18 protein-coding genes, 1 tRNA gene and 1 pseudogene are annotated in these 20,534 nt (G+C 66.6%); 7 read left to right on the top strand and 13 right to left on the bottom strand.

Translation table 11 applies throughout. The features are described 5' to 3' along the window. Nucleotides 1-483 precede the first annotated feature (483 nt). The gene (locus tag ACWCO3_RS13495) at nucleotides 484-1,317 is read right to left on the bottom strand and encodes a hypothetical protein (protein WP_450010119.1); all 834 of its coding nucleotides are present in this window, start codon (nucleotides 1,315-1,317) and stop codon (nucleotides 484-486) included. Between the two features lie 321 nt (nucleotides 1,318-1,638). Between ACWCO3_RS13495 and ACWCO3_RS13490 the strand changes: the two genes are divergently transcribed. Further along, nucleotides 1,639-2,355, top strand: a complete 717-nt coding sequence (locus tag ACWCO3_RS13490; protein ID WP_167524876.1) for a glycosyltransferase family 2 protein — start codon at nucleotides 1,639-1,641, stop codon at nucleotides 2,353-2,355. Here the strand turns inward: ACWCO3_RS13490 and ACWCO3_RS13485 are convergent. From ACWCO3_RS13485 to ACWCO3_RS13475, 3 genes are read right to left on the bottom strand one after another with little or no spacing between them, the layout of a single operon-like run. After that, the gene (locus tag ACWCO3_RS13485) at nucleotides 2,336-3,007 is read right to left on the bottom strand and encodes a methyltransferase family protein (protein ID WP_145783487.1); all 672 of its coding nucleotides are present in this window, start codon (nucleotides 3,005-3,007) and stop codon (nucleotides 2,336-2,338) included. The two genes, ACWCO3_RS13490 and ACWCO3_RS13485, sit on opposite strands and share 20 nt — an antisense overlap. Beyond that, nucleotides 3,004-3,738, bottom strand: a complete 735-nt coding sequence (locus tag ACWCO3_RS13480) for a hypothetical protein (RefSeq protein ID WP_145783492.1) — start codon at nucleotides 3,736-3,738, stop codon at nucleotides 3,004-3,006. Before ACWCO3_RS13480 ends, ACWCO3_RS13485 begins: the two co-directional genes overlap by 4 nt. Beyond that, entirely contained in the window at nucleotides 3,726-5,615 is a 1,890-nt protein-coding gene (locus ACWCO3_RS13475; RefSeq protein ID WP_145783494.1) for a KedN5 family methylcobalamin-dependent radical SAM C-methyltransferase, read from the bottom strand. Before ACWCO3_RS13475 ends, ACWCO3_RS13480 begins: the two co-directional genes overlap by 13 nt. Before the next feature lie 1,652 nt (nucleotides 5,616-7,267). Here ACWCO3_RS13475 and ACWCO3_RS13470 point away from each other — a divergent pair. The 3 genes from ACWCO3_RS13470 (at nucleotide 7,268) to ACWCO3_RS13460 (ending at nucleotide 10,166) form a co-directional block, all read left to right on the top strand. After that, nucleotides 7,268-8,512, top strand: coding sequence for a DUF4913 domain-containing protein (locus ACWCO3_RS13470; protein WP_450010115.1), 1,245 nt, complete (start codon nucleotides 7,268-7,270; stop codon nucleotides 8,510-8,512). 157 nt (nucleotides 8,513-8,669) lie between these two features. Then, nucleotides 8,670-9,635, top strand: coding sequence for a hypothetical protein (locus tag ACWCO3_RS13465; RefSeq protein WP_167524877.1), 966 nt, complete (start codon nucleotides 8,670-8,672; stop codon nucleotides 9,633-9,635). A gap of 69 nt (nucleotides 9,636-9,704) precedes the next feature. Beyond that, complete coding sequence (locus ACWCO3_RS13460) at nucleotides 9,705-10,166, top strand: hypothetical protein (RefSeq protein ID WP_244311789.1); 462 nt, start codon at nucleotides 9,705-9,707, stop codon at nucleotides 10,164-10,166. Here the strand turns inward: ACWCO3_RS13460 and ACWCO3_RS13455 are convergent. Next, the gene (locus ACWCO3_RS13455) at nucleotides 10,161-10,370 is read right to left on the bottom strand and encodes a hypothetical protein (protein ID WP_145783500.1); all 210 of its coding nucleotides are present in this window, start codon (nucleotides 10,368-10,370) and stop codon (nucleotides 10,161-10,163) included. The genes ACWCO3_RS13460 and ACWCO3_RS13455 overlap by 6 nt on opposite strands. Next, nucleotides 10,367-11,535 (bottom strand): IS3 family transposase gene (locus tag ACWCO3_RS13450; protein ID WP_450010113.1). Its coding sequence is split into 2 segments (ribosomal slippage): nucleotides 10,367-11,248 and nucleotides 11,251-11,535, totalling 1,167 coding nucleotides; the frame shifts between segments, so codons are not numbered across the junction. The genes ACWCO3_RS13455 and ACWCO3_RS13450 overlap by 4 nt, the downstream gene beginning before the upstream one ends. Nucleotides 11,536-12,451: 916 nt before the next feature. Between ACWCO3_RS13450 and ACWCO3_RS13445 the strand changes: the two genes are divergently transcribed. Beyond that, nucleotides 12,452-12,661, top strand: coding sequence for a helix-turn-helix transcriptional regulator (locus ACWCO3_RS13445; RefSeq protein WP_145783502.1), 210 nt, complete (start codon nucleotides 12,452-12,454; stop codon nucleotides 12,659-12,661). Between the two features lie 3 nt (nucleotides 12,662-12,664). After that, nucleotides 12,665-13,882, top strand: a complete 1,218-nt coding sequence (locus ACWCO3_RS13440) for a tyrosine-type recombinase/integrase (RefSeq protein ID WP_450010110.1) — start codon at nucleotides 12,665-12,667, stop codon at nucleotides 13,880-13,882. A gap of 112 nt (nucleotides 13,883-13,994) precedes the next feature. Here ACWCO3_RS13440 and ACWCO3_RS13435 read toward each other — a convergent pair. The 7 genes from ACWCO3_RS13435 to ACWCO3_RS13405 all read right to left on the bottom strand — a co-directional run bounded on the left by ACWCO3_RS13435 (nucleotide 13,995) and on the right by ACWCO3_RS13405 (nucleotide 20,277). Beyond that, nucleotides 13,995-14,068: transfer RNA gene (locus tag ACWCO3_RS13435), tRNA-Pro, on the bottom strand. 219 nt (nucleotides 14,069-14,287) lie between these two features. Then, a complete protein-coding gene (der, locus tag ACWCO3_RS13430; RefSeq protein ID WP_357936876.1) occupies nucleotides 14,288-15,691 on the bottom strand; it encodes a ribosome biogenesis GTPase Der in 1,404 nt (467 codons plus the stop codon). Then, the gene (gene cmk / locus ACWCO3_RS13425) at nucleotides 15,688-16,368 is read right to left on the bottom strand and encodes a (d)CMP kinase (RefSeq protein WP_357936875.1); all 681 of its coding nucleotides are present in this window, start codon (nucleotides 16,366-16,368) and stop codon (nucleotides 15,688-15,690) included. Before cmk ends, der begins: the two co-directional genes overlap by 4 nt. 197 nt (nucleotides 16,369-16,565) lie before the next feature. Next, a complete protein-coding gene (locus tag ACWCO3_RS13420) occupies nucleotides 16,566-17,336 on the bottom strand; it encodes a pseudouridine synthase (protein ID WP_145783508.1) in 771 nt (256 codons plus the stop codon). Further along, nucleotides 17,323-18,285: an SMC-Scp complex subunit ScpB gene (scpB, locus tag ACWCO3_RS13415; RefSeq protein ID WP_357936874.1), complete on the bottom strand. Its 963-nt coding sequence runs from the start codon at nucleotides 18,283-18,285 to the stop codon at nucleotides 17,323-17,325. Before scpB ends, ACWCO3_RS13420 begins: the two co-directional genes overlap by 14 nt. Beyond that, a complete protein-coding gene (locus tag ACWCO3_RS13410; protein ID WP_357936873.1) occupies nucleotides 18,278-19,312 on the bottom strand; it encodes a segregation and condensation protein A in 1,035 nt (344 codons plus the stop codon). Before ACWCO3_RS13410 ends, scpB begins: the two co-directional genes overlap by 8 nt. 41 nt (nucleotides 19,313-19,353) lie before the next feature. Then, nucleotides 19,354-20,277 carry a ParA family protein gene (locus ACWCO3_RS13405; RefSeq protein ID WP_088990243.1) on the bottom strand — a complete coding sequence of 308 codons (924 nt, stop codon included), beginning with the start codon at nucleotides 20,275-20,277 and terminating at the stop codon, nucleotides 19,354-19,356. Between the two features lie 164 nt (nucleotides 20,278-20,441). Here ACWCO3_RS13405 and ACWCO3_RS13400 point away from each other — a divergent pair. Beyond that, nucleotides 20,442-20,534: pseudogene (locus ACWCO3_RS13400) on the top strand (DUF3152 domain-containing protein); the annotation flags it as partial.

Raw genomic sequence — 20,534 nt, 5'->3', positions numbered from 1 at the left:
TCCAGTGCCGCCCTCCGACCTCGTGACGGGACTGCTCGCCGACCCGGTTACCCGCGCCGGAGCCGTACGCCACGCGCTCCTGACCCCGGAACTGGTCTTCAAGGCCATCGAGTAACGCTCCGGGCCGGTCGGCGGTCCATCGAAGTTCGAGGTTAGCGAAAGGCTGAACCTACGCCGCTCATAGCCCTCGCTGGTCTTAAGTAGGTCACGATCTTGGCCACGCACACCTCGAAGCTCAACGCCCAGCAATGGGCTACGCCTTGGCAGAGGCCGACGGTTCCGCCTGGCGTTTTGCCTACCAAGCAGGCCAGGGGAGAATGGTGGCCGTCAGGGCAATGCGCCACGAGGAGGCTGAGTGAGCGGCATCCAACAGGGCGGTAACCGTCAGCCTCAACTACGCCCTGCGCGCGATGGCCATGGCCCAGATTGAACGACCGACCTTGGCCAGGACTACTACCAGCGCAAAGCCCCGTGGACGCGCGCCTACTCGTCCCTAGCGTCGCTGGCAGGGAGCCAGCGGTTCAGGGCGAGAAAGGCCGACCGCTGCATCTCGAGGTCGAATCGATGTGGCCCGGGATAGAACTCGGCGACGTAGGCCGAAGGCACTCCCGAGTCAGCGTACGTGACAGTTAGAAGGTCGTTCGCCGCGCGCATGCCGGCAACCGGGAAAAGGTGGTCGTCCAGCAGGTACTGGACTAGGAGGCGTGCCGGAGCTCTGCCACCCACCATCCGGGGCCAGTCGTTCGCCAGGGACGCGCCGGGAAGGCAGATTAGCCAGGAGTGGCGGCTGATGTGTTCATCGAAAAGAGCCTCTAAGGTGCTCATCATGCCGACGACCACAGCCGCCCGAATCTCCTCGCAACGGCCGAGAAGGAGGCCGGCACGAAATCCACCAGCGGAGAGCCCTATGCAACCGATTCCATCGGACTTCACGTCTGGCCGGGAGGCAAGGTAGAGGGCGGCCAGGCGGTCCTCTCGGGCGACCAACTCAGAAATGCTAATGCCGAGGAGCATGCAATACTTGGCCACCTGTTCCTCATGGGATCTGGCCGCCCGATCGTAAGTTGCGGCGTCGGTGGGAGCGGCTGCCTCCGCACGATACCCAACATTTGCGACAGACATGGCATCGAATTTTCGGCTGCCCCACATGAATACGTCCGGAACCAGAACCGCGAAGCCCTCACGGGCTAGTTCATTGGCGAACGGAACGCCTCCATAGAACCGCTCTCGGAAAGCGGATATGCTCGCGGGAGCCGCGTCCGGACCGTCCGCGATCTTTTCTTTCCCGTAATACTTGATATCGCCGTGATCGTGCAAGGCCAATACGCCGGGAAGCTCAGTCGCAGCGTGATCCGGGCGAAGCAACCAGGCGAGAGTCCGAGGGCCGAAGCCGACATCCCAGGAAATTTCTTCCCCCCGTATGCCATCGCGCACCCAGGTCCGTTCAACCCGTGGGTCGATCGGTTCGGATCTGGCCCCGTTGGTGCCGAGCAAATGCGGCACACGTTCCACAAGATCACTATAGCTGCCGAGCGTACGGTAAAAGGCGCACACGTTCTACTGTAGTAGAACGATGGCCAGAAGGCACGAGATCGAATAGAGTCGACGTACTTGTTCGCTACGGCAACCGGAGTGGATGTGCGAGTAATCATCATCCCGGCAAAGGACGAGGAACGCAGCGTCGCCGCCGTCGTGGGAGACTTCCGCCGGGAGGCCGCTGACCTGGATGGCGACACCAGGATCGTGGTTGTCGATGATCAATCGTCGGACCACACCTGCGCGGTGGCCCGTAAAGCCGGAGCTCTGGTCGTCCGCACGCCGAGTCCTGGTGGCCTCGGGGCCACCTTCCGATTCGGTGTCGAGACTGCGCTGGCCCTCGGATGTGACGAGATCGTGCATGTCGACGGTGACGGCCAATACGCCGCAACCGACCTGGCACGGCTAGTCGCGGCGCGCAAGAGCGGGTCCGACCTCGTCGTGGGCGACCGGCTCTGGCGGCGACCAGCTGGCATGACCCGCCGCCGGTACCTCGAGAACCTGGCCGCCTCACGAGTAATTTCAATGATCACCGGTGTGCGGGTCGGCGACGCGCAGAGCGGGTTTCGCGTCTTCGGCCGTGATGTCGCCTGTGCTTTTGTGGTCACCGGCACCTTCACCTACACCCAGGAGCAGTTGATCCGCGCTGCCGCGGCCGGGTTCCGGCTTACGTTCGTGCCGATCGCCTTCGGTAGGCGGCGATTCGGGACCAGCAGACTCGTGTCGTCGACCTCGTACTACATCCGGCGGGCAGTGCCGGAGATCTTGGCCGTTGTCTTCGCGACCGGCCAGAAAAACTCTACCAGATTCCCGGGATGAAACGTTTGGATCTTTCCGCGTATTGCCGATAGCGATCACCGAGCCGCTCCGCCAGAAGCCGTTCCTCCCGGAGAATGCGTGGCAGTCTGGCAGCAATCGGTCCGACGATACTCAAGACAATGCTGATCCCGTTTCCGAGCGCGATGCCGGTTCCGGCATAGAGCAGGAGACTGCCGAGGTACGCCGGGTGTCGGATGAGAAGGTAGGGCCCGGTCGTCACTAGGTTCATCGTCCCGTCGGCGACCACCGTCCGATGCGCCGACGAGCCCAACTCGGCGACGCTGCGGATGCGGAGCGCTGCGCCTCCCAGACAGATGAGAAGTCCGGCGGCGCCCCATATCCAACCGGGCCAGAAGGTCAACGCGGCGGCCGGTACCACGAACGCTGCGACGACGCCGGCAAGAAGACTCCCGAGCGAACCGGCGACCAGAATGGCGCGAGTCCCGCCGTCGTCGCTCAGTCGGTCCCGACTGGTCTCTCTGACGAAAACGAGGTCCGTCAGGGCGCGGGACGTGCTGCGATCGCCGGATCCGTTGTACTTCGCCAGCCGGAGAATCAGCCGCCATTCTGCGATGGCAGCTGCCGAGTAGATCACGACGAGGGTGACGATCACCGGCACCGTCGACCGGTCGGTGTTCAGCACGCCGGTCATGGCACTCGCCGCACTTCGACCACCTGAGCATCCTCCTGTGAGAGTCCCTTGATCGTGGCATGCGCGACCGCGAAGAAGTTCCTGCCCTCCTGTAGGGCACGGCGGGCTTCGGAATGCTGGGGAAGGGAGAGAAGAACCGTGGTGGCGATCTGTGTGCCGAGCGCCCAGACGCCGCACAGCACCAGCGACTTTCGGCCGTTCGTCCCAGTGGTCGAGGCAATGAATCCGTAGTCCTCGACGAGTGCGCCGTCATCGCCTTTGGCAGGAGCAAACGTCGTTGATCCGTACATGGCGACGTGTTCCGGATACTTGAGCTTGAACGACGGAAAACATCGACCTAAGAGGTCCCCGGAGACTCGGTTCAAACTCGGACCGCCAACGGAGATGGTCAGGTCCGCGTCGTCCTGGAAGGACTCCTGGGGAACCAGTTGCACCGTGCAGTTCCGTACGCTGCTGAGCGTCATGACCAGTTGAGCGATCGCACCGCCTTCTGCCATTGGCATGACCCGCACGTTCGGGGGCACCATGGCTCGGATGCTGGAACCTTGAGGCAGGAAGTCGTCGACGTTCAAGCTCGGTACGACGATCTGTATGCGGCGAACCCCAGCCGTCAGCAGGTGCAGGTGACCGTACCGGCGGCGGCGACGCCGAGCCTCGAAACCTCGGGCGGCCAAAGCGCCGGCGGTGGACAGCAGAAGACCGGCGATGATGTTAATTGTTAGGTCGCGCACCCGAAATCCTCTGTCGGCTTACCGAAGAACCGTACTGCCTCTTCGTGATTGAACAGGTACTGATCCAGTCCTTCCCGGAAATGAATGGACACTATCGTGATCCTCGGAACGGGCGGAACCTCGAGGTTGACTGCGTCTTGAAGCAGAAGATCGGCCAGCGGGTAGGAGAACGTCGCCTGTTCGACCCGATGCCCGGACTCGTCGGTGAACCCGAGGCGAGGAAGGGTTAGAAGGTCCAAGCGGATAACGTCGTCCAAAAAACGATGAAAGATTGAGGGAATCTTGGACTGCATGGATTCACACCACCAGCGATGCAGCATTTCCTTTCCCTGCTCGTCGCGGAAGAAGACGGTCAGCGCTTCGGACAGTTCAACGGCGGTCTGCGGCTTTCGGGCGAGCCTGGCCAAAACCATGCTAATCGGCAGATCATCACCTTCGCACCATCTGGCCAGGTCGGACAACACAACGGACTGCCGGACATCGAGGAGCCTCAGGGGCTTCCAGAGATAGCGGAAGACCGAGCTTTCCGCGATCAGCCGAGCCCAGAATACGAATTGTCCCATCCGCCGGAGCTCGTCGAAGCCAGCGGTGTGATGAGCCAACACGTACTCGAAGTCGTCGTCGGCGCCCCGGGAGGTTATGAAGCCGTACTCGCTCCGCTTCTCGTGGTAGGTGGTGTTCGGAAGGAGCATCAGGGGGTAGACCGCGATGCGCTGGACCTTACGGGCCAGGTGATCGTATCCCTGCGTAAACGTATCTAACGTCTCGCCAGGGGCGCCGCAAATGAGTTCGGCATAGCAGTCAAGCCCTTGAGAGCGAAGCCAGTCGACCAGCTCCTCCCATTGATTGAGTTGCATGTTATGACGGTTCATTTGACGCAGTGCATTGACGTTCAGTGTCTGCAAAGCGATTGTGAACGAGCTACTGACTCGCTCTCGACTCATGATCTCAACGATCTGACGGAAAATGCGTGACTTGTTCTTCGCCCAGCTGGCCTCAAGGGATTTGGGGTATCCGTAGTTTTCCTTGACCTCGACGAAGTCCTCGATGAAGTCCTTGTCCCCGGGCAGCATGCCGAAGTTGGCATCACACAGCACGACCGTTTCCACCTGGTGCTGGCCTATCAGCTCGAGCTCGGCCCGCAAGCGCGGTCGCGAGAAAGAGCGGATACGCTGCCCCACCGCACCGCCCCAGTAGCAGAAGGAGCACTTGTACGGGCATCCGCGATTGGTCTCCATGATCGCGACGTCGTAGCGGAAACGGCCGGAATCGTTGGTCATTGCGACCGCACCTGAGAGGATAGGCGAGGGTATTTCGTCCAATTCCGTCAGGCGTTCTCTGGGTGGGGTGGTGACGACCGAACCGCTGCGTCGGAAGCTGATACCGGCGATGCCGGCCAGACCATCCGTGGTGCGACCGGAGAGCCGCGCTCTCACCAGGTCGCAGAACGTCGATTCACCTTCTCCGTTGACAACGACATCGACCGAAGGGATCGTGGAGAGAACACGTTCTCCTTGGTTCGACACATGGTTTCCACCGAAGACCACCCACGAAAGGGGACTTACTTGCTTCAAGGTCTCGGAAACGCTTGCGAAGGTCCGATAGTTCCAGCCTAAGACGGAGAACGCGAGGATATCGGGGGGACCTTCGCTCAATATCTTGAGCGCGATGTCGCGAGCCGTGGCGACCCCTGTGAAATTGTGAATGACTGCATCGACGTAACTATTCATCGCGGAATCTGCCCGGAGCGCGGAGACGAGATAACCAGCTGCCAGAGGCATGGACTCGAAATCCACTGCCCAAACGCTCTGCTGCACGACCGCGACGCTGATCCGTGAGGAGAAGGTGACCTCGGTGTCCGGATCCAGTGTTTGCATGCGACCCCACTTCCGTTCGCCCGAGCGCAGTCTACGGACAAAAATCGGAAGGTGATAGCGTCGAAATAGTCGATCTTGAAGCCCGGCGGCCGGGCAGGGCCCGGGCAAAGTCGTGCACCGGCCCGGGATGAGGCATTCCGCTAGGAACCGTCGGATTTGTAAGCGGCGAAGCGGGCATGACCGCTTCGATTGATCATCAAGGTGTCGAAGCCTTCATCGTCCTAAGTAGCTAAGTCTGGGCTGCCATCATCACTGAACTCGTCCTCGCCTTGCGCTTCGGCTGTCATGGCGCCCGAAGACGATAGCGGGCTGACTGTCCACCCTGCTGTCTGACCTGCCCGCCCCCGCGCCCGGCGACAGGCGCGCGGCCTGGCCCATCAGTTCCTCATGAATCTGTTCCGTGCGTTCGATGTGAGCGAGGCCCACACCGACTTAGCCGTTCGGTGACCTGTTCGCCTCGATTGCCCCAAACCTCCTGGGTCAGCCATCGGTGAAGCCGGCAATTGGGAGGTTTGTGAGTGAAGATCATGGTGCCCGTGCGTAGGCGGCCCGGCCGACGGCCCGCCCCTTTCCGTACCGCTCGACACGACGGCCTTCCCCTTGGTAGATAGACCAAAGTTATCGTTGCGTCGAGCACCGAATCGAGCTGCTCGACCTCGACACGAACGGGAAGTATGAGTTCCTGCTCGCCTCGCTGGCAGTCGACGGGGGGCCGGAACCGGTCGAGTCCTGGATGTCGAACCGGTCGCCGAGCTGATCCACTGTGGCCCCACACACCTCGGTCCGCATGCCTCTTGTCACCGGCAATATCGCTTTGCTCGAAGGCAGCCGGATATCCGACATCGCCTCGCGACGAGGTCGAGAAGCGCGATCAGGTCGGACCCGCTGTCGCTAAAGCCGGCTCTCCAGTCTGCGGCTTTCTCAACAGATTCACCTGGGCGGATTCGAACTGCCGTCGCAACGGTGACGATTCCCCGCGGTCATCATCGCTCCTCCAGTCCGGCGTGCCCGCCATCGGCATCCACTGATCGATCTGATGCGCGGCGAGGGCCGGGGCCGGAAAGTCCGGCCCTCGCCGCATCCCGTGGCTGATCGGCAGCGGGCACAGAGCCGAACAGGCAGGACCGTGCTAGATTTTCTTTCCGCGGACGGTGGTGACAGGGCGTGGATCTTGAAGTGGGTGAGGGCCTCTGGCTGAGGTGGAGCTTGTCGAAGGTTCCGCATCACCCGGGAGGTCCTCGTAACCCACGCTGATACAGTCTTGGCCGAACACGGCAGACTGCGATGAGTTTGGTTTGCGACCGCGTGAGTTCACAAGGCAAGGCAATGGTTGCATGCTCTGCAGCGTCCGTAAGGGTCACTATGGTGTTCGCCCTCGGAAGGCTTCCCGTGTCCGCGCAGGTAGGCCCGGTCGGTCTTGCGTGTACGCCTTGTCGGCCAGGACTCGGTGCGGTCGGGTTCTCGGACAGCCGGCGCCCAGCCGGGGAGGGACGGATGGCGTCAGGACCGGATGAACTGAGGGCTGTCACCGCACTGCCCCGCGTGAGCACGATGGCGAGGTTTTTTGGCCTTGCTCGCACGCGGTCTCCGGCGTGGTCAACAGTTGCGACAAAACCCGTGGCGGCATCTACCCCGACGGCCAAAAGACACCCATGTGCCTCAGCGAGCCCGCCGTCACCGTCTGGTCGACCCCACCGACCCGCGGGGTCCTCGAGTTCGAACCGGCCGCGTTCGTGGTCTCCACCGACTTGCTGTATCTGCTGTCCCAGGGCGGGCCCGGCTCCCCCGCCCCGCTGATCGCAGCTCTCACCGACGCGGTCCTGCGCGCCGGCGAGCTGCGCGCCCGCGCCCCAGCCAGACGCCGCCTAGACCCGCCGCTGCTGAGCATCCTCGACGAGGCCACGAACATCTACCGCCTGCGGCAACTGCCCAACCTGTACTCGTACTACGGCTCGCACTGCCTGCCGATCATCACCATCTTTCAGTCCTACCCAAACGGCGTCGACGTGTGGGGACGCGAGGGCATGCGCAAGCTCTGGTCGGCGGCGAACGTGCGGACGTACGGCGGCGGCGTCGGCGACCCGGACTGGCTGGAAGAGCTGTCGAAGCTGATCGGCGAGCACGACGTCGCCACCCGCTCGGCCATTAGCAGCGGATCCGGGTGGGGCCAGCGGTCGGTCTCGCACACCACCCGCCGCCAGCGCATCCTCGACGTCTCCGACCTGCACGCCCTGCCCCATGGCTGTCTACGCCTCGGGTGCCCCGCCCGCGCTCGCCCGCACCGCCCCCTGGCAGGACGGGCCCTACGCGGCGGCGCTCCGCGCGTCGATCGCGCACTGGGACCCCACCGGCCGCACCGACTGAACCCTCACCCCCGGCGTCCCACCGGAGCCAGCCTAATGACCACGCCAACCGCCGGGCCGGCCGCCGACGCCGTCGCCGACCTCAGCGCGCTACTCGGCCAGCTCGCCGGCGACCCGGGCGCAACCCCGCCGGCCGCCGAGCCCTCGGCGGCCGAGCCGGCCGGCGCGGAGCCGGTCTATCGCAACGTGGAGGCGTTCGTCGGGGACTACCCCGCCCACGTCGTCGAGCGGTGCCTCGCCTCCGGGCCGACCAGCGGGATCAACTGGTGCCCGCGGTGGTGGGCGCACCCCGAGGCGATCTCCCGCCTGTACGCACTCTGGCGGGCCTGGGAGACGCTGCGAGTCAGCGATCCCCAGACCGGCATGAGCATCTGGTGGCGCGACCACCTCGACCCACACCTCGCCGCGCTCGCCGCCGAGTACGGGCCATTCAGCCGGTGCGGTCCTGACAAACACACCGAGTCCCGGCCGCTGCCTGTCGAGCCGGCTCTGCCAGAGGTGCTTGCGCAGTTCCCCGACGTCGACAGCATCTGATTCCGCAGCATCGCCGCATCTGCTGCACAGCGGAGCCGCCGGCAGGCGGGTCTTGCCGATGAACATCAGCGACAATCATTGATCGACATCCATTGTGGATGAAAATTGAGCCTCGGCAGTCGCTCGGGTCTGCTTTGCTGGTGCGGTGAATACGGCGATGGATGCCCTGGAGCGGGCCATGGACCGGCTCCGGCACCGCTGGCCCCTGCAGTTCACCGTAGCCGGAGCGGGCGGCTGGGCGCTCGTCGTCATCACCTACTTTGTTCTGGTCTACGAGAACTACGGCGACTTCGTCCAGCACTTCATGTTCATCGGCATCCTGCCGTTGCTCCTACTGGGCACGGTGGCGGTGTGGGGTCTTGACCGGGTTCCGTGGCCGGTCTGGCCGTGCGGCGTCACCCCGCTGGTAGTGGGCGCGACAGCTGCCCCCTCCAACCCGTCGCGATCGCTCATCGTCAGCACGGTCATCACCGTCATGGTGTTCGTCTACGCCCAGCTCTTCCTGCTGACCCTCCAGTCGGTCGACGTGCTCCGGGCCCGACGCCTCGGCCTGGTCGGCCCGATGCCACCACCGCGCGTGCATCCGGGCCGGTTGGGCCGCGTGCTGGACCTGCTTCGGCTGCCTCCCGAGACCGGCCCGATGCCGCCGAGTACCCGTCAGCGCCGACGACTCCTCCAAGTCAAGGTGCTCATCTCCGTGGTGGTCCTCTACTTCACCTTCAACAACATCCCGTTGGTGCCGATCAGGTCGGTGAGGTCGGGCGCCATGCAGACCACGGTCCCTCAGCCGGTTCTGCTCGGCGAACTCGTCATGATTTTCTTCTTCCCGCTGATCATCGGGGCGATCCTTCGATCGTTCTGGGTCGCCTGGGGCGCCACTGTGGCCCTACCCACCATTTTCGGCCTGGGTTTGTGGGTGATGGATCCGGCCGATCGACCGCGGGCGCTCCTGGAGACCGGCTGGCTGGTACTCGTCACCACCTGGTTCTGGGCCCGGGCCGCGACTGCCGACTACTGGCGTCGCAAACCGGAGGAAGTGCCGTCGTGGCGCAATCCGTTCTCTCGGCTGTATTTCGAGGTCACGAACGGAGAGGTGTATCGCGGCAAGGGGCGTCCCGACTAGGGACTGCATCGAAGTGGGTCACAGCCCACTGGCTCGCAATCGACGCGGCGACTGCCTCGTACCCTGACAATGTGGTGGCGGGACGGTGGGTACGCACGCGCGGCGGCGGACGGGTCTGGCAGGAGTGGGCCCCGTCTGCCTGCCCCGCCGGCCACCCCGCCCCGCTGCCCATACACGGCGAGTGCCCGGCCGGTTGCCGCTGGATGGGGCGCGTGTGGAAGTGCCGCACCCGTCCCGGAACCGTTCGCCACGCTGCTGCGGCAGCTCGTCGACGCGGCCGGCCCGCCGCCGGCTCTGCTGTTCCCCAGCCGGCTCGCCGGACAGCCCGTCGCCTACACCACCCTGCACAACCGGCTCCGCACGCTCGAGTTCCCGATCAAGGAAGCCCGCGTCGCCGCGCTACGCCAACTCGTCCTGCAAGCACCCGCCCCGGTCGTCGCCGATGCCCTCGGCTTCCACCCCACCACCGCGACCCGCCAAGTCACCAATGCCGGCGGCACCTGGAGCCGCTACCCCAGCCCAAGGTCATGACTTTTCATCGCGACAACCCCGCCTGTCGGCCGCGCCGATGCTCAGCTGGCTTTCGAGCCAGGTGACCAACGTCGTGCTGTACTGACTGCTGATGCTCGCGATGTCTTCGCGCTCGTCGAAGCTCGGCAGGTGGTCGCAACCATCGAGCCGGCAGATCGTCAGGTCCAGGGGTCTGCTGCACCGGCAGGTGACAGGTGTAGTCACGCGGCCTGTCTGGCCGGTCGGTGCATGATGGTCTCGAATTCCACGGGGGTCAACCGGGACAGCGAACGCTGGCGTCTGCGGCGGTGGTAGGTCCGTTCGATCCAGGTCACGATCGCGATCCGGAGTTGCTCACGGCTGGTCCAGGATCGCCGGTTGAGGACGTTGTTCTGCAGCAGTCCGAAGAAGGATTCCATGGCGGCGTTGTCGCCGGCGGCGCCGACTCTGCCCATCGATCCGGCCATCCGGTGGCGGTTCAGGGCTCGGACGAATTTCCTGGACCGGAATTGGGATCCGCGGTCGGTGTGCAGGATGCAACCGGCCAGGTCACCGCGTCTGGCGGCGGCGTTGTCCAGTGCGGAGACGGCCAGGCGGGACTTCATCCGCGAGTCGATGGAGTAGCCGACGATGCGGTGGGACCAGACGTCCTTGATCGCGCACAGGTAGAGCTTGCCCTCGGCGGTGTGGTGTTCGGTGATGTCGGCCAGCCACAGCCGGTTCGGGCCGTCGGCGGTGAAGTCCCGCTGGACCAGGTCGTCGTGCACGGGTGGACCTGGCTTACCGCCCTTGCCGCGACGCTTGCGCTTGCCGAACGCGCTCCACCAGCCGTTGCCGGAGCAGATCCGCCACGCGGTGCGGTCGGCCATCGGCTGCCCGGCGTCGCGGGCCTCGTCGACCAGGAACCGGTAGCCGAACTCCGGATCGTCGCGGTGGGCGTCGAACAACGCGTTGGCCCGGTACGCCACCACCTCCTCGGCGCTGGTGACGGGTCGGGCCAGCCACCGGTAGAAAGGCTGACGAGCGATCTTCAACACCCGGCACGTCACCGCCACGGGGATCCCGTCGGCGGCCAGCTCGCTCACGAGCGGGTAGAGCCTTTTCCCGGCAGATGCGCCTGCGACAAGTAGGCGGCGGCCCGACGCAGGACCTCGTTTTCTTGCTCCAACAACCTGATCCGCTTCCGAGCCTCCCGCAGCTCGGCTGACTCGGTACTGGCCGTCCCGGGCGTGACTCCGGCGTCGATGTCGGCCTGGCGAAGCCACTTGAACAGCGTCATCGGGTGGACCCCGAAGTCCTTAGCGATCTGCTCGACCGTCACGCCTGGCTCCCGGTCACGGGCCACCCGCACGACATCGTCGCGGAACTCTCGGGGGTAGGGCTTGGGCACAGCAACATCCTTCCAGCCTGCCGTCAGGGCAAGCCATCTCAGATGTCACCTATCGGTGCAGCAGAACCGCAGGCGAAGCGGCCACGGTCACAGGAAGCAATTCATAGTTCAAGGATGAGTGCCGGTTGAGTGAAATGCTCAACCGGCACTCACCTTTTCGTCAAATCCAAGCCAGCGGAATTCTGGTATCAGGCTCGGCCAGCGTGATCGCTGGACGAGCCCGAACCGAACGCACCGAGCGGCTGATGCCGCGGAATTTCGAGCCAGCCGGCCCTTCAAGCACACAGGACCAGAACCCGGTCAGCCTGCTGATCTCAAAGTCCTCCGACAACTCGGCCTTCCTGGCAGACGTACGAAACGTCGCTGCTAAGCACTACTACCTGGGCGAACGCGGTCACCACACCTCACCGAAAGGCCACAACATGCGAACCCTCCAAGACTTCCGATCCCTCACCCATGTCGAGTGGGCCACGCGGATGCGTCCTACCGCTTGCTCGTCAAACTTCTACGCACCTCAGCCTCGCGTGTCAATCCGCAATGCCGCACCGCTTCTCGGCCAAGAGTCGGCAGGAACGCGCAAGACACCGATGTCGAGCCCCGCAATTCAAGACGATTATTTTCGCCCAGACAAGCCGCAACGCCCGCAGCACCTCGTCATTACTGCAATCAACGAGAGGCTTGACGTCCTAAGAACAAGACGGGTGGATGAACATTCACGGTCGATGAATTCCGCGACCCTGCACAGCAGCCACAGCGACCCCCGCCACCGATCAGTGCGGGATCCTGAAAGGACATATCAGCCATGCCCGCCCCACCCCCACACCGCCTCCGATACCGCCCCGCCAGGTGGCCGGCAACCTGCCGGCCGCGTCACGGGTCACCGACTGCCCGACTGCACCAACACGCTGGGCTGGCGATGAACGCTCCCGCCGCCTCGGAATGGCGGCCAGACCCTCTCCTGACCATCGACGACGTCGCCGCCTGGCTGGGCAAGCCCAAGAACACCCTCTACGCCTGGCACAGCCGCGGCAAGGGACCCCGCGCCATCCGCGTCGGCAACACCCTGCGCTACCGGCGCAGCGAAGTCGAACGCTGGCTCGACGACCACACCGACGCGGAGCGATGACCCATGGCCCGACCCGAACTGCCCATCGGCACCTGGGGCAACATCCGCACCCAGAAACTCGGAGCCAACCGGTTCCGCGCTCGAGCGCGGTTTCGCGACTACGACGGCAAGACCCGCGACATCGAGGCCACCGGCACCACCGGCCCGGCCGCCGCACGGGCGCTCAAGGTCAAGCTCCGTGACCGCACCACCCCCAACGACGACGAGATCACCCGGGAGACCCGCGTCAGCACACTCGCCGACCTGTGGATCGAAGAGATCACCACCGAGGAACGGATCGCACCACAGACCATCCAGCGATACGAGACCAGCACGCGCAACGCGATCCTGCCCGCCCTGGGCAACCTCCGAATCAGAGAAGCAAGCGTCGGGCGCCTGGATCGGTTCCTGCGCGACATCGCCAAAGACCGTCCCTCGGCAGCCAAAGGCGCGAAGGTCGTCCTAAGCCAGATGTTCGCACTGGCCGTTCGCCACGGCGCGATCCCCACCAACCCGGTACGCGACACCGGCCGGCTCCGCAAACCCCGCCGCGCTGTCGTCGCCCTCACTGACGAGAATCTCCAGGCCGTCCGGACGGCTATCCGCGACTGGCAGCGACCCGTCCCCGGAAAGCCCGGACCACGCCACAGCGGCGACCTGGCGGACGTCGTCGACCTGATGCTCGCTACCGGCGCCCGCATCGGCGAGATCCTCGCCCTGCGATGGGAAGACCTCGATCTCGCCGCCGAACGCCCCACCCTGACGATCTGCGGCACGCTCGTCTTCGTGAAGGGCCAGGGCTTCTTCCGCCAACCCTGGACCAAGAGCGACGCCGGCTGGCGAATGGTCGTCCTCCCCCGGTTCGCCGTCGGCATGATCATGGCCCGCAAGCTCGTCGCCGCCGACAACCCCCACGACGCAATCTTCGCCTCCCGACGCGGCACCTGGCTGTCACCCAACAACGTCCGCCGTCAGTGGCGTGAGGCTCGCGCTGACACCGACCTCGCCTGGGTCACTCCCCACACCTTCCGCAAGACCGTCGCCACCCTCATCAAGGAAGAGACCGACACGAAAAGCGCCGCAGCGCAGCTCGGCCACTCCAGCGAGGAGGTCACCGCCACGTACTACATCGCCAAGCCCGCCCAAGCCCCGGACGTCTCGGACATCCTCGAGCGACTCGGCACCGATCACGGCAAGCGACACAGCCCCGCACCCGCAGCGCCCAACGATGCCCATGGATGACAAATCTGGTTGCCGACCCCGGTAAAAGGGGGTTTTCGGGGGGCGGTTCAAAACCCCATAGACAAACTTAAAGCCCTGACCAGCGTTTCCGCTGGTCAGGGCTTTCTGCCTGTCGGGACGGCCGGATTCGAACCGACGACCCCTTGACCCCCAGTCAAGTGCGCTACCAAGCTGCGCCACGTCCCGCCCTCGCGTGGTTTCCCACTGCGACAGCCGGTACAGCTTAGCGCAGCAGTCACGGCCCTTTCGCACAGGCCCCACCCGCGACACGAAGCGACCGAACCGCCGTACACCGCGACGACCGGACCACCCCACACCCCCTAAAGCGTCCTAGGAGGGTGGGGTAGAAAGAAGCCGGATGGGGCATCCCCCATCCGGCATTCTTCGAGCAGAACGGCAGACGCGTCAGCCGTGCGCCTTGCCTCGACCGCCGGGGCCGAGCTTCTTCCTCGGGCGAACCGAGATCTCGATCGGGCTGCCCTCGTACCCGAATTCCTCGCGAAGCTTGCGCTCGACGAAGCGCTGGTAGCCGGCGTCCAGCGGACCGGTGGTGAAGAGCACGAACCGCGGCGGCGCCACACCGGCCTGCGTCGCGAACAGGATCCGCGGCGCCCGTCCACCACGCACGGGGTGCGGGGTGGCCTGCACCAGCGCGGTCAACCACTGGTTGAGGTGCGCGGTCGGCACCCGGGTTTCCCAGCTCGCCAGGGCCTTGTTCAGGGCCGGGGCCAGCTTGTCCACCGCACGGCCCGTCATCGCCGACAGGTTCAGGCGGATCGCCCAAGGGATGCGGCGCAGCTCCCGGTCGATTTCCTTGTCCAGGTAGTACCGGCGGTCGGCGTCGACCAGGTCCCACTTGTTGAACGCGATGACCAGCGCGCGGCCGGCCTCGGTGACCATCGTCAGGATCCGCTGGTCCTGCTCGCTGATCGGCTCGCTGGCGTCCAGGAGCACGACGGCCACCTCGGCGGCCTCGATCGCGCCGGCGGTACGGAGGCTGGCGTAGTACTCGGTGCCGCTGGCCTTGCCGACCCGCTTGCGCAGGCCGGCCGTGTCGACCAGTTGCCAGGTCTGGCCGCCGATGTCGACAAGGCTGTCCACCGGGTCCACAGTGGTGCCGGCGACCGAGTCGACGACCGCCCGCTCCTCACCGGAGAACCGGTTGAGCAGGCTCGACTTGCCCACGTTCGGCCGGCCGACCAGCGCCACGCGGCGCGGCCCGCGCGGACGGTTTTCCACGATTGTCGGCGCTTCCGGCAGCGCGGCGAGGATGGCGTCCAGCAAGTCGCCGGAGCCGCGTCCGTGCAGCGCGGACACCGGGAACGGCTCACCGAGACCGAGGGACCACAGCGAGGTGGCCTCCATCTCGATGGAGTTGTTGTCGGCCTTGTTCGCCACCAGGATCACCGGCTTGGCGCTGCGGCGCAGCATCTTCACCGCGGCCTCGTCCACGTCGGTGGAGCCCACCATCGCGTCGACCACGAAGAGGACCACGTCGGCGGTGACGACCGCCGTCTCGGCCTGCGCGGCGATAGCCGCGGCGCGGTCCTTCGCGTCGGGCTCCCAACCGCCGGTGTCCACCACTGTGAACGCCCGGCCGTTCCACTGCGCGTCGTACGGCACCCGGTCCCGGGTCACGCCCGGGACGTCCTCGACGACCGCCTGCCGGCGGCCGATGATCCGGTTGACCAGAGTGGACTTACCCACGTTGGGGCGACCGACCACGGCCACCACCGGCTGCGGGCCGCTCGGTTCCTCGACGGCGATGTCCGGTTCCCGCAGTTCTACCCATCCACCTGGATCGGTCATGCCACACCCCGCTCGGCGAGCAGGTCACGCAGTCGTGCCACGACCTCGTCGATGCCCAACTCGGTGGTGTCGAGCACCACGGCGTCGGGTGCCTGCGCCAACGGGTTGACCTTGCGGGTCGAGTCGAGCCGGTCCCGTCGTGCCAGGTCGGCGGCGGTGGCCGCCACGTCGGCGGCGTCCTCGGCGCTACGCCGGGCGGCGCGGGCCGCCTCGGAGGCGGTCAGGAAGACCTTCAGGTCGGCGTCCGGCGCTACGACCGAGCCGATGTCGCGGCCCTCGACCACCATCCGACCAGCATCGGCGATCATCTCGCGCTGCCGGGAGACCAGCAGCTCACGGACGGCCGGCACGGCGGCGACGGCGGAGACCGCCCCGGTCACCTCCGCGCCACGGATGTCGGCGTCGACGCCCACACCGTCGACGGTCACGGCGTACCCCTGCGGGTGGGTGCCGATGCGCAGCTTGACCTCGCCGGCGACCTTGGCCACCGACGCGGCGTCGGTGAGGTCCACGCCGGAGCGCAGCACGGCCCACGTGATCGCCCGGTACATCGCCCCGGTGTCCAGGTAGCGCGCACCGATGCTGGCGGCGAGCCGCCGCGACACGGTGGACTTACCCGAACCGGACGGCCCGTCCACAGCGACCACACATCGCCCGGCCCGTACGTTTTCCTCCACCGTGTCCTCCTCAGCCCGTACCTCACGGATCGCCCGGTGATTCGGCGCCGCAAGCGGTTTGTCAATCGTCATCAATCATGCCCGGGTCCTCTGGCGGACCCGCACGCGACGCCACCGGAGGCGACCCACGCCACCTCCAGCGGCCGTCGTCCGGCCATCGGTGGAGCCTACCGGCAGCCGTACCCCGGAACCGGGGGTCAGTCACCCACCGCGTTGAACAGGGCGGCGACCTCGGCGTTGGTCAGCCTCCGGATCCGCCCGGTGCGCAGTTCGCCGAGCCGGATCGGACCGATCGAGGTACGCACCAGCCGGGTGACCGGGTGTCCGACCTCCTCCATCAGCCGTCGGACGATGTGCTTGCGCCCTTCGTGCAGGCTCAGCTCCACCTGGGCGGATTTACCCAGAGTGTCCACCACCTTGAACGAGTCGACCTTGACCGGCCCGTCCTCCAGCTCGACGCCGGCCAACAGCCGCTTGCTCAGGTTGCGCGGGATCGGCCCGACCACCTCGGCGAGGTAGGTCTTCAGCACCTCGTACGAGGGATGCATGAGCTTGTGCGCGAGGGTGCCGTCGTTGGTGAGCAGCAGCAGGCCCTCACTGTCCGCGTCGAGCCGCCCCACGTGGTAGACCCGCTGCTCCACCCGGTTGCCGATGAACTCGGCCAGCTCGTTGCGTCCCTTGTCGTCCGCCATGGAGGTGACCACCCCACGCGGCTTGTTCATCGCCACGTAGACCAGGCGGATGTCGACCTGGAGGCGCTCGCCGTCCACGTGGATCACGGCGGTGGCCGGGTCGACCTTGTCGCCGAGCTTGGCGACCCGCCCGTCCACGGTCACCCGGCGGCGGAAGATCAGATCCTCGCAGGCGCGCCGGGAACCCACGCCGGCGGCGGCGAGCACCTTCTGCAGGCGCTCCGCCCCCTCGAAGACGGGAGCGTCGGGTTTGGGGGAACGGTTATCGGGTCGCATCAGCAAGCTCTTCTACGTCGTCGGGCAGGAAGGGTGCGAGGGGCGGCAGCTCGTGAACGGTGTTCAGCCCGAGCTTCTCCAGGAACAGCGTGGTGGTCTTGTACAGGAAGGCCCCACTGTCCGTTTCGGTGCCGCACTCCTCGACGAGGCCGCGAGTGACCAGCGTACGGATGACCCCGTCGCAGTTCACACCCCGGATGGCTGAGATTCGCGAACGGGTCACCGGCTGCTTGTAGGCGACCACGGCGAGCGTCTCCAACGCCGCCTGGGTCAGCCGTACGGACTGCCCGTCCAGAACGAACCGCTCGACGTACGTAGCGTATTCCGGCCGGGTGTACAGCCGCCACCCGCCGGCCGCCCGACGCAACTCGAACCCGTGCCCGGCGGCGGTGTAACCGGCGGCGATGTCATCGAGCATCGGGCCGACCCGCTCGGCTGGCTGCTCCAGCACCTGGGCCAGCACCAGCTCGCTGACCGGCTCGTCGACGACCAGCAGGATGGCCTCCAGGGCGCCGCGCAGCTCGGCGTCGGACAGCTCCGGCGCGGGCTCCGGCACGGCCGTCGCCCTCCGTCGCCCGGACGCCTGCCGAGGGGGTACGTCCCGAGCCCCGCCCATCTCCCGTGCCGCGACCGGATCCGGGGCGACCTGGCCCGACCCGGGCGGCGTGGCCGGCTCGGCGGCGATGTCGGTCACATCGGGTGCCGGGGCGACCGGCGCGGGCGTCGGGGCTGCGGCGGCCTCGGGCTCGGTGGCCGCACGGTCAGGGGCCGCAGGGCCGGCGACCTCGGGGACGGCGGCCTCCGGGTCGGCAACCTCGGAGACGGTGGGCTCAGGGTCAGGGGCCTCGGAGGCGCTTGCCGAGGGCGCGGGCTGCCGGGGGCGTTCCCACGGGGGGACCCACGCGGCGGCCTGGTCGGCCAGCGAGTCCCGGCGTTGCTCGTCACTCATCCCGCTCATCCTCCGTGGTTCCCGTCCCGTCCGGCCCGCCGGCCTCCCCCACCGGCTCGGGCGACTCCGACCTCACCGGGTCGGTCGGCTCCGACCTCACCGCCTCGGGCACCTCCGAAGCCACCGGGTGGCGGCCCTCCGACCCCAGCACCGGCGACTCCGGGTCGGCCGGGGTGCCGGCGTACTCGTCGACGTGCAGCTCGGTGTCCCCGTCGGCCGGGCCGGTCCAGCGCACTGTCAACTCCTCCAGGGCCTGCTCCTGGACGAAGGACACCAGGCCCTCCCGGTACAGCTCCAGCAGCGCCAGGAACCGCGCCACCACCTCGAGGGTGGCCTCGCAGTCGGCGCAGAGCAGCGAGAACGTGGCCGTGCCGGCCCGGCGCAGCCGGGCGGTGAGGATCGCCGCGTGTTCGCGGACACTGACCCGGACCATGTGCACGTGGGCGATGGACACCTCGGGCACCGGTTTCGGGGTCATCGCCTTCACTGCCAGTTTCAGCAGTCGCTGCGGGCCGATGCCGAGCACCAGGTCGGGCAGCGCCTCCGCGTAGCGGGGTTCCAGGCTGACCGCCCGCGGGTACCGGCGGCCGCCGACGGCCTCCAGCTCGGCGATGTGCGCCGCGGCCTCCTTGTACGCCTTGTACTGCAACAGTCGGGCGAAGAGCAGGTCCCGGGCCTCCAGCAGCGCGAGGTCCGCCTCGTCCTCCACCTCGGCGGAGGGCAGCAGCCGTGCCGCCTTCAGGTCGAGCAGGGTCGCGGCGATGAGGAGGAACTCGCTGGCCTCGTCCAGGTCCCAGTCGTCACCCATGGCCCGGATGTAGGCGATGAACTCGTCGGTGACGGTGTGCAGGGCCACCTCGGTGACGTCGAGCTTGTGCTTGCCGATCAGTTGCAGCAGCAGGTCGAACGGGCCGGTGAAGTTGGCCAGCCGCACCGTGAACCCGGTGGCGGCGGGGTCGGCGGGCGGCACACCGTCGACCACGGCCGCAGCGGCGGCCTCGGGCGGGTCAACTGGTGGCGCGGTCACCGGACGACCGTAGTCCACGAGAGCGGCACCGGGCGTTCCGGCTACCGCTCCGACTGGGCGGCGATCACCTCGCGGGCCAGCTGACGGTAGTTGCGTGCTCCGGAGGACGCCGGGTCCATCGTCGTGATGGGGGCACCGGCCACGGTGGACTCCGGGAACTTCACCGTCTTGGTGATGACCGTCTGGTAGACCTTGTCACCGAACGCCTCGACCACCCGCTGCAGCACCTGACGGCAGTGCGTGGTGCGGCTGTCGTACATGGTGGCGAGGATGCCTTCCAACTCCAGGTCGAAGTTGAGCCGCTCGCGCACCTTGTCGATGGTGTCCAGCAGCAGCGCCACACCGCGCAGGCTGAAGAACTCGCACTCGAGGGGGATGAGCACCCCGTGCGCGACGGTCAACGCGTTGATCGCCAGCAGGCCGAGTGACGGCTGGCAGTCGATCAGGATGTAGTCGTACTCCTTGCGCACCGAGCGCAGGACCCGGGCCAGGGCCATCTCCCGGGCCACCTCGTTGACGAGCTGGATCTCGGCGGCGGAGAGGTCGATGTTGGCCGGCAGCAGGTGCAGGCCCGCCACGTCGGTCTTGATCAGGACGTCCTCGGCGGTCACGTCGTCCTGCATGAGCAGGTTGTAGACGGACAGGTCGAGGTTGTGCGGGTTGACGCCCAACCCGACCGAGAGGGCGCCCTGCGGGTCGAAGTCGACGAGCAGCACCTTGCGCCCGTACTCCGCGAGGGCCGCGCCCAGGTTGATCGTGGTGGTGGTCTTGCCGACGCCACCCTTCTGGTTGGCCATCGCGATGATGCGCGCGGGGCCGTGCCGGTCGGTGGGCATCGGCTCGGGGATGGGCTTGCGCATCGTGTAGGCAGCCGGATCCGCAGGACCCAGATCCGCGCCGAGCGTGGCCTGCTGCTCGCGGAGCTCCGACGTCCAGGTCTCGGCACGGTCACCATTGCCAGCCATGTGCTCGTTGCCCCCTCCCGACGACCCACCCGGCGTCGGAGCCGTCCGACGTCCTTCGCGGCGCCGCTGCGCACCCCGGTCGTGTCGCCCCAGGAGGTCCGCGCCGATGCCGACTGTACGCCACCGACCAGCAGGGGGTTCGGCACCGGCCCGGCGTGTCGGCGTTGTCGGTCTACCGGACGTACGTGGTCAACCACGAGGTGGGTCACCAGCTCGGGCACCGGCACGAGCGCTGCCCGGGCGCGGGCCGACCGGCG

It is taken from the genome of Micromonospora sp. NPDC002411 (assembly GCF_053592955.1).
Note: the sequence above shows the minus strand (reverse complement) of the source record. Positions and strands in the feature narration are given on the sequence as shown.

Bases quoted from the DNA above. Each gene is read 5' to 3' on its own strand.
- ACWCO3_RS13485 (WP_145783487.1), bottom strand. From the start codon at position 3,007: ATGACCGGCGTGCTGAACACCGACCGGTCGACGGTGCCGGTGATCGTC.
- ACWCO3_RS13475 (WP_145783494.1), bottom strand. From the start codon at position 5,615: ATGCAAACACTGGATCCGGACACCGAGGTCACCTTCTCCTCACGGATC.
- ACWCO3_RS13470 (WP_450010115.1), top strand. From the start codon at position 7,268: ATGTGCCTCAGCGAGCCCGCCGTCACCGTCTGGTCGACCCCACCGACC.
- ACWCO3_RS13465 (WP_167524877.1), top strand. From the start codon at position 8,670: ATGGATGCCCTGGAGCGGGCCATGGACCGGCTCCGGCACCGCTGGCCC.
- ACWCO3_RS13460 (WP_244311789.1), top strand. From the start codon at position 9,705: ATGTGGTGGCGGGACGGTGGGTACGCACGCGCGGCGGCGGACGGGTCT.
- ACWCO3_RS13445 (WP_145783502.1), top strand. From the start codon at position 12,452: ATGAACGCTCCCGCCGCCTCGGAATGGCGGCCAGACCCTCTCCTGACC.
- ACWCO3_RS13440 (WP_450010110.1), top strand. From the start codon at position 12,665: ATGGCCCGACCCGAACTGCCCATCGGCACCTGGGGCAACATCCGCACC.
- der (WP_357936876.1), bottom strand. From the start codon at position 15,691: ATGACCGATCCAGGTGGATGGGTAGAACTGCGGGAACCGGACATCGCC.
- ACWCO3_RS13420 (WP_145783508.1), bottom strand. From the start codon at position 17,336: ATGCGACCCGATAACCGTTCCCCCAAACCCGACGCTCCCGTCTTCGAG.
- scpB (WP_357936874.1), bottom strand. From the start codon at position 18,285: ATGAGTGACGAGCAACGCCGGGACTCGCTGGCCGACCAGGCCGCCGCG.
- ACWCO3_RS13405 (WP_088990243.1), bottom strand. From the start codon at position 20,277: ATGGCTGGCAATGGTGACCGTGCCGAGACCTGGACGTCGGAGCTCCGC.